This is a genomic window from Leisingera caerulea DSM 24564, from assembly GCF_000473325.1.
In the GTDB taxonomy this organism is placed as follows: Bacteria; Pseudomonadota; Alphaproteobacteria; order Rhodobacterales; family Rhodobacteraceae; genus Leisingera; species Leisingera caerulea.
This window is the reverse complement of the sequence record NZ_KI421513.1, coordinates 2061623-2075359: the sequence shown is the minus strand read 5'-3', so window position 1 is coordinate 2075359 and position 13737 is coordinate 2061623. Positions and strand designations below refer to the sequence as shown.

Annotated in this window: 14 protein-coding genes and 1 pseudogene; 5 read left to right on the top strand and 10 right to left on the bottom strand. The window is 60.2% G+C overall.

All coding sequences use genetic code 11. The annotated features are described in order from the left end of the window. The first annotated feature begins 13 nt into the window (after positions 1 to 13). Both CAER_RS28180 and CAER_RS0117350 read left to right on the top strand, forming a co-directional pair. Positions 14 to 1861, top strand: a complete 1848-nt coding sequence (locus tag CAER_RS28180; RefSeq protein ID WP_161631089.1) for an AAA family ATPase — start codon at positions 14 to 16, stop codon at positions 1859 to 1861. A 631-nt stretch (positions 1862 to 2492) separates the two neighbouring features. Beyond that, positions 2493 to 3569: a tyrosine-type recombinase/integrase gene (locus CAER_RS0117350; RefSeq protein ID WP_027236547.1), complete on the top strand. Its 1077-nt coding sequence runs from the start codon at positions 2493 to 2495 to the stop codon at positions 3567 to 3569. 451 nt (positions 3570 to 4020) lie between these two features. Here the strand turns inward: CAER_RS0117350 and CAER_RS29300 are convergent, their stop codons facing one another. From CAER_RS29300 to CAER_RS0117310, 6 genes and pseudogenes are all read right to left on the bottom strand, one after another. Beyond that, positions 4021 to 4566, bottom strand: a complete 546-nt coding sequence (locus CAER_RS29300; RefSeq protein WP_082023082.1) for a c-type cytochrome — start codon at positions 4564 to 4566, stop codon at positions 4021 to 4023. A 38-nt stretch (positions 4567 to 4604) separates the two neighbouring features. Continuing rightward, positions 4605 to 5072 (bottom strand): DUF411 domain-containing protein, encoded by a 468-nt coding sequence (locus CAER_RS0117340; RefSeq protein WP_027236546.1) that lies wholly within the window; start codon positions 5070 to 5072, stop codon positions 4605 to 4607. A gap of 74 nt (positions 5073 to 5146) precedes the next feature. Continuing rightward, positions 5147 to 5314, bottom strand: a pseudogene (locus tag CAER_RS29760) (cation transporter); the annotation flags it as partial. Positions 5315 to 5471: 157 nt separating this feature from the next. Beyond that, complete coding sequence (gene merA, locus CAER_RS0117325) at positions 5472 to 6896, bottom strand: mercury(II) reductase (RefSeq protein ID WP_027236545.1); 1425 nt, start codon at positions 6894 to 6896, stop codon at positions 5472 to 5474. 321 nt (positions 6897 to 7217) lie between these two features. Next, positions 7218 to 7532 (bottom strand): cation transporter, encoded by a 315-nt coding sequence (locus CAER_RS0117315; RefSeq protein WP_027236544.1) that lies wholly within the window; start codon positions 7530 to 7532, stop codon positions 7218 to 7220. Between the two features lie 12 nt (positions 7533 to 7544). After that, on the bottom strand, positions 7545 to 7937 hold the full coding sequence (locus CAER_RS0117310; protein WP_027236543.1) for a mercuric transporter MerT family protein: 393 nt from the start codon (positions 7935 to 7937) through the stop codon (positions 7545 to 7547). A 76-nt stretch (positions 7938 to 8013) separates the two neighbouring features. On the opposite strand from CAER_RS0117310, the gene CAER_RS0117305 reads away from it, so the two are divergent. Then, positions 8014 to 8427, top strand: a complete 414-nt coding sequence (locus CAER_RS0117305; RefSeq protein ID WP_027236542.1) for a MerR family transcriptional regulator — start codon at positions 8014 to 8016, stop codon at positions 8425 to 8427. Then, positions 8373 to 8750, top strand: a complete 378-nt coding sequence (locus CAER_RS0117300; protein WP_051357805.1) for a YnfA family protein — start codon at positions 8373 to 8375, stop codon at positions 8748 to 8750. Before CAER_RS0117305 ends, CAER_RS0117300 begins: the two co-directional genes overlap by 55 nt. A gap of 158 nt (positions 8751 to 8908) precedes the next feature. Here the strand turns inward: CAER_RS0117300 and phnE are convergent, their stop codons facing one another. Genes phnE through CAER_RS28165 form a run of 4 tightly spaced genes read right to left on the bottom strand, consistent with a single transcriptional unit; the run spans position 8909 to position 13129 of the window. Beyond that, positions 8909 to 9652 (bottom strand): phosphonate ABC transporter, permease protein PhnE, encoded by a 744-nt coding sequence (gene phnE, locus CAER_RS0117295; RefSeq protein ID WP_036797393.1) that lies wholly within the window; start codon positions 9650 to 9652, stop codon positions 8909 to 8911. Next, positions 9652 to 10422 (bottom strand): phosphonate ABC transporter ATP-binding protein, encoded by a 771-nt coding sequence (locus CAER_RS0117290; protein WP_027236539.1) that lies wholly within the window; start codon positions 10420 to 10422, stop codon positions 9652 to 9654. Before CAER_RS0117290 ends, phnE begins: the two co-directional genes overlap by 1 nt. Continuing rightward, on the bottom strand, positions 10419 to 11276 hold the full coding sequence (locus CAER_RS0117285) for a phosphate/phosphite/phosphonate ABC transporter substrate-binding protein (RefSeq protein WP_027236538.1): 858 nt from the start codon (positions 11274 to 11276) through the stop codon (positions 10419 to 10421). Before CAER_RS0117285 ends, CAER_RS0117290 begins: the two co-directional genes overlap by 4 nt. After that, positions 11276 to 13129, bottom strand: a complete 1854-nt coding sequence (locus CAER_RS28165; RefSeq protein ID WP_036797390.1) for a cytochrome c peroxidase — start codon at positions 13127 to 13129, stop codon at positions 11276 to 11278. Before CAER_RS28165 ends, CAER_RS0117285 begins: the two co-directional genes overlap by 1 nt. Positions 13130 to 13238: 109 nt before the next feature. On the opposite strand from CAER_RS28165, the gene mntR reads away from it, so the two are divergent. Continuing rightward, the gene (gene mntR / locus CAER_RS0117275) at positions 13239 to 13697 is read left to right on the top strand and encodes a manganese-binding transcriptional regulator MntR (protein ID WP_152612216.1); all 459 of its coding nucleotides are present in this window, start codon (positions 13239 to 13241) and stop codon (positions 13695 to 13697) included. Positions 13698 to 13737: the final 40 nt, after the last annotated feature.

Genomic DNA, 13737 nt, shown 5'->3' with positions numbered 1-13737 from the left:
CTCCCCGGCTGCAGTGGACGCGCAGCTTGCCCGTGGCGCCGTGCTGATCCTTCGCAACGTTCCTGCTTCCGGTTTTTCAAGCGTGGAAAACCTCCTTAACCACGCCCTGCTGCCGCCGGGCTGGCAGGCCTATGACGCCCGGCGCCAGGTGCAGCTGCCTCAGCGCGTGACCCTTGCTGTCCCCAGTGCCCGCGATGGTGCGATTGAACAGCAACACATTGATGAGCTGCGCGACCAAATCATCAAAGGCCTGGCGCACAGCCAGCCTTTGTGGATCTGCCTGCCGGATGAGATGGCCCTGCCGGCGCCGCTGGTGGCGGAGCACTGTCATCAGCTGGCATTGCCACAGGTGGACGCAGATTTTCTGATCGCCCTGTTGCGTCGGACCCACAGCCGCACGGGCCGCATTGATGAAGCCGCCGCCCGCGCCGCGCTGCCCCCGAGCGGCCAGCTGCAAGAACTCTCCACCCCCACACTCTCTTTCGCCCTGCGTGCGCCCACTGCCAAAAGGGTCGCGCAGCGCATCACACAAGCGCTTGCTGCCGCTGCGGCTTCACCGCCCGAAGCCCACGCCCCGAGGGAAGAGATCACAGGCATTGGCCCAGCATATGACACCGCCCGGCAACTGGTTGCTGACCTGCGCCTGTGGGCCGAAGGCGGCGTGGCCTGGAATGAGATCCCGCACTCCTTGCTGCTTTTTGGCAAGCCAGGCACCGGCAAAAGTTATCTGGCCAGGGCAATGGGAGGGAGCGCCGAGGTTAATTGCATCGAGACCAGCTGCGCTGAATGGCAGGCCAACGGTCACTTGGGTAACCTCCTGCTTGCGATGCGCAAAAGCTTCGATGAAGCGAAGAAGAATGTTCCCTGTATCCTTTTTTTGGATGAAATTGACGCGATCGGTTCCCGCGACAGCGTCGGCGACAACAGTGCCAGCTACAGGCGCCAGGTGGTCGCCGGGTTCCTTGAGCAGATGGACCGCGTCAGCCGGGAGGAAGGGATCATGGTCGTCGGTGCCTGCAACCACCCGGAGCACCTAGACCCCGCGGTGCTGAGAGCCGGGCGGTTTGACATCAAGATCGAGATGCCGCTGCCAAGCAAGGCGATGCTGCAGCACCTCATTGCTGAGCGGCTGCAGGACGCAGTCCAAGAGGGGGATCTGCAGCTGCTGGCGCGGGACAGCATCGGCAAGACCGCCGCCGACATCGACGCCGCGGTGCGCTCTGCCCGCAGTGAAGCCCGGCACAGCGGCTGCCCGCTCGATCTCCAGCTTCTACGCCGCCATCTGCAAGTCATGGAACTGAAGGAGAGCCATGACTTACTTTACCGCATCTGCGTCCATGAATGCGGCCATGCCATCGTCGCCTGGATCTTCGGCGAGGCGATCACACAGGTCCGGGTGGCTGCCGCAGGCGGAACAATCGAACGGGATGTTCCTCCGAATGCAGGTCTGCCGTCGGATTTCGACCGTCAGTTGTACGTCCACTTGTCCGGTCGGGCAGCGGAGCGGCTCATCTTTAATACTGTGTCCGCGGGCGCTGGCGGCAGTGCCACGTCCGACCTCGGGAAAGCAGCGCGGATGGTCCTGGCAATGGATTTTGAACTGGGTTTAGGCGCCTTCGGCAACAGCTGGTTTGGACCGCAGGATCACGCGCAATTGGCTGAACCCGACCGCAAACGCCTCCGTGAGAAACTCGACTACGCCGAGGACCACGCGCGCGCGCTGCTGTACCCCCATCAGCAGCTGCTGCAGGACATGGCTGCAGACTTGGTGCAGAAACGAGAGTTCGATGCCAAAGCGGTCCGGTCCTGGCTGCGCGACGTGCCGCGCAAAAATGGTCCGGAGCCGGTCCAGGACCAGTAGATGCGCCCGCCAACCAAGCCGCGCCGCCACCGGATTTGCACAAAGCTTATGCGCAAACTTCCGCGGTGCAGGCACCGGTTGACCCAAAATCCGGATAATTCCCTCCTGGAAAAACTTTGCCCAAAACCCCTGCCGGACAGTTCTTTGCCCAACGTCCCTGCCCGGCGCCCTCTGCAGAGGGAAAGTTCCGTATTTCTAGGCACTTATCCACATCTCTCGCCTCTACAGGTTCATAGCGCGGGTCGATCCAACCCAATCGAGCGCCGTAAACTGTCTCCATCAACGCACGCGGGCGGCCGCCGCCCGCCGGAGACAGGAGACCTCGGTCAATGGCACGGGACCGGAGAAGACATGCCAAAAGCCAGCAGGCGCCGGAAACACCCGGTCGCCCGGCCACAATCAACTGCCTGCTTGAGGATCATCCGATGCATGCACTGTCCGAGGAGCGTCTGCTGACCACAGAGGAAGCTATAGCCTATCTCGCCCGCTTCAAAATCTTCACCAGTCGCAGCGGGCTGGACTCCAAATTCAAAAGCGGCAGCCTCGCACGGGTTGAGGTGAGCGGACGAGTTCGCATCCTCTACCGTCCGCCGGATCTGCTAAACGCATTCTTTAAGGGGGAGGTTCAGAGATGCCCCTCATTCTCTTTCGGCGCAAAAACAGCCAAGGCAAACCCACCGGAAATTTCGTCATCCGGGGTACCCTCGCAGGACAAAGCATTTATGAGAGCACTGGAGTTAGCGACAAAAAAGCCGCAGAAATCATCCGTGTAAGACGGTCAGCCGAAATCATCGAGCGTGCGACACTTGGTAAGTCGGCAACCCTGACTTTTGCCGAGGCTGCGCTGACCTACATGGAAAGTGGTGGGGAAACCCGGTTCATCGGACCGCTGCTGATTCACTTCGGGGAAAAGACACGGCTGGCCGACGTCGACAATGACGCGGCGAACAAAGCGGCACGGGCGATCCTGATGCCCGACGCTGCACCCGCCACCATCAACCGGCAGATCATCACCCCCATCAGCGCCATCTACAATCTAGCCGCTGACGATGGCCATGTGACTCCGCGCCGCTTCCGCCGTCGCAAGGAGCCCCAGTCCAAAATCCGCTGGCTGACACCTGGCGAGGCCGAGGATCTACTGGAAGCAAGCGAGCCACACCTGCTCCCGATCGTGACATTCCTGCTTGGAACCGGCTGCCGCACCAGCGAGGCGCTGGGACTGCAATGTGAAAACCTTCACCTAGAAACCCGTCAAGCGCTCATTCCGACATCCAAGAATGGCGAGCTGAAAATGGCCGAATTTCCGGCGCGTGTGATGCGTCTGCTTGCTGCTTCAGGACTGCCGGAAACCGGGGCTGTTTTCCGCACGCCGAAGGGAAAGGCATACAAGCTCAGCACCGGCAGCGGCGGTCAGATTGAAGCTGCCTTCACCAAGGCGCGTGTTGCGGCCAAACTAGGCGGCGATGTGACACCGCACACGCTGCGGCATACCTTTGCCACATGGCACTATGCGATGAACAAGGACTTGCTTCTGCTGATGACGCGTGGCGGCTGGAAGAAACCAGATATGGCGCTCAAGTATGCCAAGCTGGCCCCCGCCGATCTGCCAGAAAAGCTTCTGGCGCACGGCTGGGACTTCCGTACACAGTTGCAGGCCGATCAGGGGCAGAAAGCCATTTTCGGGGCAAAGATCAGGGTGATAAAGTAGGTAGGATGCCGGGGTGAAAAAGTTGATTTGGTTAGCCTAGGCTCCGCATATACGCCATTTTTTAGCCATGAGCGCATTCACTTTCGCAGGCGGGGTGCGGCAAGCTGACCCCGCGCTCATCCGTCAGATTGCGTCAATTAGTGAAGGGTGACACATAGTTTTTTCACTAAGGCGCCACTAACCCCTCAATCTTTTTTTCAGCAGACTCCCCTCTCTCGCACCAGTCTTCATTATTAACTCATTGGTTTGCCATCGGAGCAAGCAGACGTTTATGCTGCGTGCGGCGAAATCGAGTTTCGAGCCCCTAACCTGCTGGTGCTGCGGCTTACAGGAATGTCTGTTTCCGTGTTTCCTACCAGAATGCCGCCTTGTCAGACTTTTATCTGCTGGAACTATCGTCACAGTATCGACAGCAAAAAATCTCTTCGAAGACCAGCAGATTGACGACAGATCAAGGGAAACCTGAGCGCATGTAGGCGATGATCTTCCAGATGTCTTCTTCACTCAGCGTTTGTTTAAAAGCTGGCATGTCTGTTCCGAAGCGTTCTCCACCCTCGGAGATAGCCCAAAGAAGATACTCATCTCCCGACATCGGCATCTGGATCAACCATCTCAGGAGGGCCGGAGAGGGAACGAGCGAGCGTCCGGCTTTACCATCTCCCAAACCCTTGGCGCCATGACACCTCGCGCAGTTTTCCGTGTAAAGTGCCTGACCCTCCGTAAGATTTCCGGGTGTCGCGCGAATGGTGCTTCGAGCCCCCCGATAGGCTGAAGGCACGCCCTCGTTCATGTATGTCCAGTGTCGCTGCATGCGCTGCTGCTGGCCAGGTCCCATGTTGCCATGCCCCCAACCAGGCATGCGTTCAGACCTCATGTGGCCCGGTCCCATTGGCCCATGACCCCACCAGTCTCCTGCTTGCTGTTGGGCACCGGCCACACCGGCAATAGCGATAGACAAAACGCCAAGGGCAAGAATGCGTAATCCACGCCGTGTCATCTTCTCCTCCTTACTGATTCCGCTCGATGAATGTCGCCTCAGGCCGCTTCGTAACTCGTGAACACCTCGGTGCTGCCGTCCTTAAGGATCAAGAATACGTCGTAGGCCTCACGACGATCTTCCGGCCCCATCCCAGGCGAACCGTAGGGCATCCCAGGAACAGCAAGTCCAATGGCGCTAGGTCGCTCCTCCAATAGACGACGAATGTCGGCAACCGGTACGTGCCCCTCGATCATGTAGCCATCGATCTCGCCTGTGTGGCAGGAGATCATTTTTTCGGGAATGCCGTTGTCCAATTTGTGGCGGACGAGCAGTGTTCCAAAGCTGCGCTCCTCGGTAACGCGAAAGCCTTCCTGCCGAAGGATATCGATCCAAGCACTGCAACAGCCGCAATTCGGATCCTTGAGAACATGGATGGAAGGTGTGTTTTGCGCAAACGTGGCAAATGGTGCTGTGCTGGCGAAGCCTGCGGCGTAAGTCAGTATTTGGCGGCGTTTCAGGTGCATAGTGAGAGTCCTCTGTACTTGCGACTCAGTTGAGCAAATTTCGCATCATTCGAGATAGGTTGTCTTGATCCTCGTCAAACATGCTGATGTTCTCCAACTTCCCGGCGCTCGGCGAGCGCTTGGCGCACGATCTGGAAAGCAGGGGAAAGAAACAACGTTGCCATGACCGCAGCAACAATCAGGTCAGGCCAACCGCTTGCCGTGCCCCAGACCCCCAAGGCCGCAAACATAACTGCCACGTTCTGGCGCCAAGCCCTGTCGCTACGGCAATCAAGCAAAACGAACTCGGGCTATGCTACCACCAAACCGGCGAGAAGCAGCAGACCGACCGTGATAAGCGACAGGCTGTCAATGTCTTGCAGGAGAGCTTCAATACCGGTCATCCGATGTGCTCCCAATTCACCCTGCGCAGCAGGAGAGCTGACCTACATCCATGTCAAAGGTCTGCGCTGCGAGTTTCAGCCCTTCTACGGTAGTGAGATAGGGAAATATCGTAGTTCCAAGTGACTTAGCGGTCATTCCGAATTTCAAGGCCATGGCCAGAGTCTGGACGCTGTCGGAGCCTTCCGGCGCCATGATAACACCTCCCAGAAGCTGGTCTGTCCTGGCATCGGCCACCAGTTTAATCAGGCCGCGCGTGTCCCGAGCCGCAAGCGCGCGCGGCACGTTGTCGAGCGTGAGAACGCTGGTTCTCACCTCATGGCCCGCCGCTTGCGCCTGCGCTTCGGTCAGGCCGGCGCCCGCCACCTGCGGGTCGGTGAATACAACCCAGGGCATCGCCGCATTATCGTAGGTCTCTTGACCGCCCAGAACTGCATTGCGGGCTGCCAGTTTCGCGCCATAGGCTGCCATGTAGACAAACTGATCGCGGTCCGTCACATCCCCGGCCGCATAGACGCCGGGGCGGCTGGATTGCATATCCACGCCGACAGCAATGGCCCCTCGCGCATCCGTTTCAACCCCCAGCTCCGCAAGGCCAAGTCCCTCGGTATTCGGGGTGCGCCCGGTTGTCAGGACGAGATAATCTGCCTCCAGATCCTGCACCGCACCGTCCTTTTGCACGTGCAGAACTGCTTCGCTGCCTTCACGGTGGCTACCCTCGTAGCTAACGCCTTCCAAAATCGTAATGCCTTCGTCGCGCAGGATTTCCGCCAGCGCTTCGGAGACCTCTGGCTCAGCCTGCGGCAGCAGGCGAGAGCGGCAGACAAGAGACACACTGACGCCCATCCGGGACATCATCTGCGCCAATTCAACGCCGATGAATCCGCCGCCCAGAAAAATCAAGCGTTCAGGCAAATGCTCCAATTCCAGCAGAGACGTGCTGTCCAGGGACGGCACAGTTTCAATTCCCGCGATGTCTGGCTGTGCTGGCCTCCCGCCGGTTGCGATGATCACCTTCGGCACCTGGATAAACCGGCCTCCTGCCTCGACACCGCCCGCAACCAGCCGCGCGGGGCCTTCTTCGATATAGGTGACACCCTCGTATCCTGGGAGCAAATCGGCATACTTCTTCTGCCTCAGCATAGCGACCAGATCATCCTTGGCCCCGGTTATCGCAGCCCAGTCTGTGACTTCTGCGCTGGCTTTCAGACCGCGAAAGCGATGCGCAGCCATCGCGCCATGCACCGCCTCGGCGGCACGGATCATCGTTTTCGAAGGCACACAACCCACATTCACACAGGTGCCGCCGATGGTGCCGTGCCCGATCAGCGCCACGCGTTTGCCGCCTTTGGCCGCAGTAATCGCGGCCGAGAAACCCGCCGATCCGGCCCCAATGACAGCAAGGTCATATTCTCCATTCGGCGTGCAGCAGTCGCTGTTCATTTTTTGATCCTTTTCAGGGCGCGCGCGGGCGCCGTTGTTTTGTGATTGGTTCATGCTCCGGCGAACTTTGCCGGGATCAGATTCAGCCCCAAAGGAGCACCATCCTAGTGGGGGCAGAAACAGCCGCAGCGCATCGAACGCCAGACCAATGCAAGAGCCGCAGCCGCCAGCCCAATGGCAATCATGCCGTACCCGGTCAGCCACCCGCCAACCGTTCCGACAAGCGCAGACAAAAGGACACGGCCGCCACAGCAGATTATCACCAGCGGTGCCGCCAGGATTGTCGCGGCGAGGCCTCCCATCAGACTGTCGCGCACAGGATCAGCCCTTCTCCATCGCCGGATAACCAGCATTTGCGGAGGCTGCCGAAATAGCTTCAGCGCTTGTTGCCGCGCTGTCAAAAACAACCGTGGCAGTCTTTGCTTCAAAATCCACGTCTACAGAGCGCACGCCACCCACCCCCGCCATGGCGTGCTTCACAGTCACCGGGCAGAGCGCGCAGGTCATATTTTCAACTGCGAAGGTTACAGTCTCCTCCGCTGCAACGCTTTGGGCGGCAGCGGGCAGCGCAAAGGAGGCGATGGACGCCATTCCGAGAAGGCCAAAGCCGAGAACCGCGGCGAGCATTTTTTTCATGAGATATTCCTTTCAATAGAAGAGCGGCGCCCACCAGGTGATGGTCAGAGCTGCCACAACAAGAACCAGCGAGATCCAGAGTGCGGTTTTGGTGATGCGTGCCGAAGAAGGCTTGGCGCAGTAGGAGCCAGGTTCGCAGGTGGCTGGCCTGCGGAAATAGACTTGCCGGAAGCCGGCGCCGATGAAGCCAAGCGCGATCAGAGCGAATACCGGCTTGTAGGGCTCAAGTGCGGTCAGGTTACCAATCCAGGCCCCCGAGATACCGAGCGTGAGCAAAACCAGCGGTCCGACGCAACAGGCGGACGCAAAAACCGCGCCAAGCAGACCGCCCGCGGCAAGCCAGCCTTTGCTGTTTCGGTTCACACCCGTGTCCGCTTCTCCGGTTTGCTTTTCAGCAATCCTCATATTTTTCTCCTCACGAATAGGGCTAGCACCTTGTGTAGGGCCTGTAGTAGCTACAGGGGCAAGGAGGTTATTTACGATGCCAGATCACAAAAACGCGACATCTCTCACTCGGGGGGAGCTGGCCAAGGCAACGGGCTGCAACCTTGAAACCATCCGATATTACGAGAAGACCGGCATGATGCCGGACCCGCCGCGCACGGCTGCGGGCCACCGCATCTACGGGCAGAGCCACATTCAGCGTCTGCGTTTCATCCTGCGGGCCCGCGAGCTCGGCTTTGCCATTGACGAAATTAAAGGGCTGCTTGGCCTCGTGGATGGCGGCACCCAGACTTGCGGCGAAGTGAAAGCCCTGACTGAACGCCATCTCAGCGATGTGCGCCGGAAAATTGAAGACCTTCGCAGGATCGAAAAAGTATTGGCCGCAACAGCAGGCCAATGTTCCGGCGAGGATGTCCCGGAGTGCCCGGTGCTGGAGGCGCTGGCATCTTGACCGGGACGTTTCTGATCTTTGCCCTGGCAGCCCTGGCGGAAATCGCCGGGTGCTTTGCCTTCTGGGCGTGGCTGCGCCTCGACCGTTCGCCGCTCTGGCTCGTGCCCGGCATCGCAAGCCTTGTGCTGTTCGCGTATCTTCTGACGCGCGCAGACAGCGCATTTGCCGGGCGGGCCTACGCCGCCTATGGCGGCGTCTATATCGCCAGTTCTATGTTCTGGATGTGGCTGGCCGAAGGCAATCGCCCCGACCGCTGGGATATAGCAGGAATGATGATATGCCTGATCGGTAGCGCTCTCATTTTGATGCCGTTGCGTAGTTAACGTCCGCCGGCAAGCAATCTTAGAAGAAGGCTGGAGCCCTTCTGTTTCCCTTGGCTCCAGCCTTCAGTTCGGAATCCCTTGCTACGCGCTGTGGAGGGGCGCCGGCCACTCAGCATTTCAGCCGCCTATAACCGTAGTCATAAACTGTAAGGATCCGCTCAGGAAAACCGCTTGTGCAGGGCGGAGTTGACCGCCTCCGACGCAAGCACAAGCACAACAATGGCCATGGTTACCGTCGCGGCCTTGTCATATTGGAACGAGCGCACGTAGGTCTGGACATAAAGCCCGATGCCGCCCGCACCGACAATGCCGAGGATTAGGCTTTCGCGCAGGTTCAGTTCGAAACGGAACACGGTGTCCCGCAGGATGACCGGCGCCATCTGAGGCCAAATCGCCCATCGCAGCTGCTGCGTGCGGCTGGCGCCAGCACTTTCCAGTGCTACCACCGGGGCGGCGGCCACATTGTCGATCGCTTCGGCATAGAATTTCGCCAGCATCCCCGTTGCATGGAAGGTGATGGCGAGGATCCCGGGCAAGGGCCCAAGCCCCACCGCACCAACCATGAGCATCGCCACCAGGATCAGCGGAATGGAGCGGATCATCGCCAGAAGGCCGCGCACCGGGCGCCAAACGGATGACGGCACTAGGGTCTCGGCTGCGAGAACTGCCAGCCCAGCGGACAGGATGACCGCAAAGAAAGTACCGAGGATGGCAATCCGCAGGGTTTCTGCCAGACCCCGCATGACTTCGCGCCAGATCGACAGGTCCGGCGGCATCATCCGCCCGAGGAATTCGCCCAGGCGAGGCCCTGCACCGGGAAGCTTGTCCAGCCCCATTTCTGCGCTTGTGGCGGACCAAAGGACGGCCGCCGCCAGCACGATCCAAGTCAGCACCTGGCTCATCAACTGACCACGCGCAGCCCGGCGCCGGGAACCGTGCCGTGGTAAAGTTCGGCGATGTCGTCGCTGGTCACCTGAGCGGAGGGTTTGTCGAACTGCACTGCGCCGGCTCGCAGCCCCACAATCCGGTCGGCAAAGCGGCGCGCCAGTTCTGGCTGGTGCGAACTGAAGACGACTCCGATGCCGCGTTTGTCAGCTGCGCCTGTGATCAGGCCGAGGATCCGTTCCGCATGGGCGGGGTCAAGGTTGCTCACCGGTTCGTCGGCAAGGATCAGCCTGGGATCCTGCGCCAGGCAACGGGCAATTGCCACCCGCTGCCGCTGACCGCCTGAAAGCTGGTCCGCCCTACGCCGGGCCAGATCGGAGAGACCGGTATCTTCGAGCGCGGCAGCTGTTTTGAGGTGGTCCTGCTCGCCAAACCGCCCCCAAAGGGAGGGCCAGATGCGCATCCGGGAAAGCCGCCCGTTCATCACATTCTGATAGACAGTCAGCCGGTCAACCAGTGCAAATTCCTGAAAGATGAACCCGGCACCGGTGCGCAGCTCACGCGGCGGAGCCTGCGTTGCCGAAAGCGGCACCCCCAGAACCTCGGCCTCGCCGCGCCAGCCGCGCAGGCGGCCGTCGAGCAGTGCGAGCAGGGTGGATTTCCCGGCGCCCGACGGGCCAAGCAGGGCCACCCGTTCACCCGGTGCGGCGCTGAGCGACACTTCGCACAGCGCCGCGGCGCCGCCGAAGTGGTGCGACACTGCATTCAGGGTGAAAGCTGCTGTCATTTCAGGTACCCGTAGCGCCGTGCCGTCTCGCGCACGCCTTCGTAAACGTCCCGGTCCACCGCGATGTAGCCGTCCGGCCCATAGAGATACGCCAGCAGGTGGCGGTTGCCTGGCTCATTGAGCTGCAACATGGTTTCGATGAACTTGGCCTGCACGCCCTTGTCCAGGCCGGGCCGTGCAACAACCGCATGGCTTGGGATCTGTTCGCTTTCGGCCAGGACTTTGACTTCTGCCTGCTGATCCGGCGTCAGCAGAAGATCGGCATACTGGCTGGCGCCGGCGGCATCCACAAGCCCATTCGCCATGGCCTGCATCGCCTGCTGATAGCCCCCGGCAAAGAACTTCCGGCCAAAGAAATTGTCCGCATCGGCGGCATCGGCGATAAGCCCCTCGCGCACGAACAGATCAAGCGGGTATAGATAGCCGGACTCCGATACCGGATCGGCAAAGGCAATGTCACGCCCTTTGAGGTCGGCCAGCGTCTCGATGCCGCTGTCCTTGCGGACAAACACGCGACCCGCATAGCTCGGCTGCCCGCGGTAGACCTCGGACAGCAGTGGCACGGCACCAATCTGATCCTCGGCCAGAACATAAGGCAGAGCGCCCATGAAAGATATGTCTGCATCGCCGTTGCGCAGCGCCTCGACGGCGGCGGCATGGTCGAAGGTCACAAACCCTGTCACCGGCATTCCCATGCGTTCGGACAGCCAGCCGGTGACCGCCTTTATGTCGCCCAGCAGCTTTTCGGGGTTTTCTTGCGGAATGAAGGCCAGTTTCAGCTCCTCACCCGCTGCCAAGGCTGGCGCGGCGAGGAATGCGGCCGATACGGCCAGAAAATTGCGGCGCGACAGCATCAGAACATCCTCTCGTCAATATCGGCTTGCATCGCTTTGAACAGGTCCCACTGGCGGCCTGCCTCCTCCCAATCGCCTTTGGCGCTTGCATCGCCGACAGCCCGCAGGATGGCCGCGAACTCATAGATCTCCGGCTTGGAGTTTTGATTAACCATGACACTCGCATCTGCCGCCAGATCAGGGGCGACCGTATCCACCAGAAGGGCGATGTTTTCGGCATCGCGCATCGGCAGCAGCGTATCCAGGGTGCTTGCGAAAGTGGTCAGTTCTTCCCAGGACAAGCGGAACACGCTGTCGCGGCCTTCAAACGCCTGATAGGGTTCCTCACCATCTCCGACAGCCTCGAGATAGGCGGTCAGATCGGCACGCTGTGCCTCATCCAGCCCCAGAACTTTGCTTTCGTCGAACCAGTCCACAACGCTGGCCAGCGTTGGCAGCGACCCGTCGTGCATATAGGGCGCGGTGAAGTTGATATTGCGCAAGGTGGGCGTTTCAAAGTGGATTGGCGTACCGCCCGGGAAGGGGGGCTCGGCAGTGCCGATGTCGTATGTGAGACCATCGCGGAAGTTACGCTCGGGCGTGTGGCACGAGGCGCAGGAGCGGTCTCCCAGTCCGGCGAAATCGGTGTTGAACAGCTTCTCCCCGCGCTTGGCAGCTTCCGAGGCCAAATTCGTCAGCCTGCCCGCCCTGTCGATTTTCGGATTCGGAAGAAAGTCGAACTGCTTGACATAGGCCTCCAGCGCGTCCAGCTGGAAGGGTGTCGGCTCATCGCCTGCGAACTCGGTCACGATCACATTGCGGATGAACCGCCGCAGGCTGGGCTCGCGCCCATCGCGCCCGTAAGGCGCAGTAAAGCGGATGCCCCGCATTGAAGGCGTGTCCAGATGGTCGTCTACCCGGTCATTGAACATCGGGTTGAAGAAGGAGCCGTCCACATCCATGCCGCCCGCGTATTTTGACAGTCCGGGGATGAAGAAGTCCCGGTTCACATCCGAACGGTTGTGGCAGGTGGAACAGGCAATACCCAGTTCGCGAGCCGGGCCGCCAAAAATTTCCGGGCTGTCGAACAGCATGTCGCCATAGGCAACCAGCGGCAGGTTCGCCTCATCCTCGCCAGCTTCTTCAAATTGCAGCACCAGCCGGGGCAATTCCTGCTGATCGGCGATATTCGACCCCGGCGGCAAGGTTGCAGGCAGCGACACCGGCGTTCCCGAGCGCACTGCGCTTTCGGGGACCGGGGTCAGCGTTTCGCGTTCCGCATAGGCGGCAGGCAAATAATTTTCTGTCAGATAGGTTTCGAGCGTTGCACGTGCTGCGGCAAAGCTCTCTGCATCGGTCTCTTGCGCTCCATGGCCAAGCACGCCAGCAGTGCCAAGCGAGGAGTTCAGGGCGAGCCATGCCCGCCCCAGATCGCGCGCGGCATTCGCATCCGCCGCCTTGATGCCGTCCTCGAACGCCCGGAACAGCGCTTCGGCATTGGCAACCTCATGTGCTGCGTAGGGCTGTCCAAGCGCAGTCTCTGCCGCTGCCAAGTGACGCAGGATACCCTGGGCCACGGCTGCCGTGGCCGCCTCGAACAGCGCCTGGCGGTCATGCGATGCAAGAGCCGCGCTGATTGCGCGGGCCTCATCCGGGCTCACCCGCGACATGGCATCTTCAGACAATGCGCTGCCCGGTGCCGGTGCGGTCCAGCTGTTTTCGATTTTTTCCCAGGGAACCGGGGTCAGGTTCCCCATGAACAGTGTCAGGCGGTAAGCGGCAGAGCGCGGCGCCCATGGGGCTTGCTCAATCGCTGTGGCCCCGGCGGCCACCGGCAAAAGGCCGACTAATGCCGCTGAAATGAGGTTTTTCATGGTCGAACCTACAAAAGTTAGCTTTGGCTAAATTGTGTAGTTTCTTCTATGCCGTTGTCAACCCGCCTTGTTGCAGGCATACAGGGAGGCCAAAATGACATGCGATCTTATGAGCGACATGACCGAAACAGATGAAAACGCCCTCAATCGAAGCCCAGATGAACAGGCAAGCGGTTTTGAGGCCGTACGCACGGCTCATCAAAGCGAGATGGTCGAAGATTATGTCGAGCTGATTGCCGAGTTGATTCACATGAACGGCGCAGCGCGGCCTGTTGAAATCGCCGAGCGTCTAGGCGTGACCCAGCCCACGGTCTCCAAGAACCTGAACCGCCTGAAACGGGAAGGGCTGATTCTGCAGGAGCCCTACCGTTCGATCCGCCTGACGGAAGAAGGCCGCCAGCTGGCCGAAGCCTGCCGCAAACGGCACAGAATCGTTGTGGATTTCCTTGTGGCTCTTGGCGTGTCGCAAGAGGTGGCCGAATATGATGCCGAAGGGATCGAGCACCACGTCAGCGAAGAAACCTTATCTGTATTCCACGCGTTTACCAGTGAACGGACAAAAAGCTGAGCTATTTTTGGCGCTATTGACTGGGGCGGCTAGAAAGCCC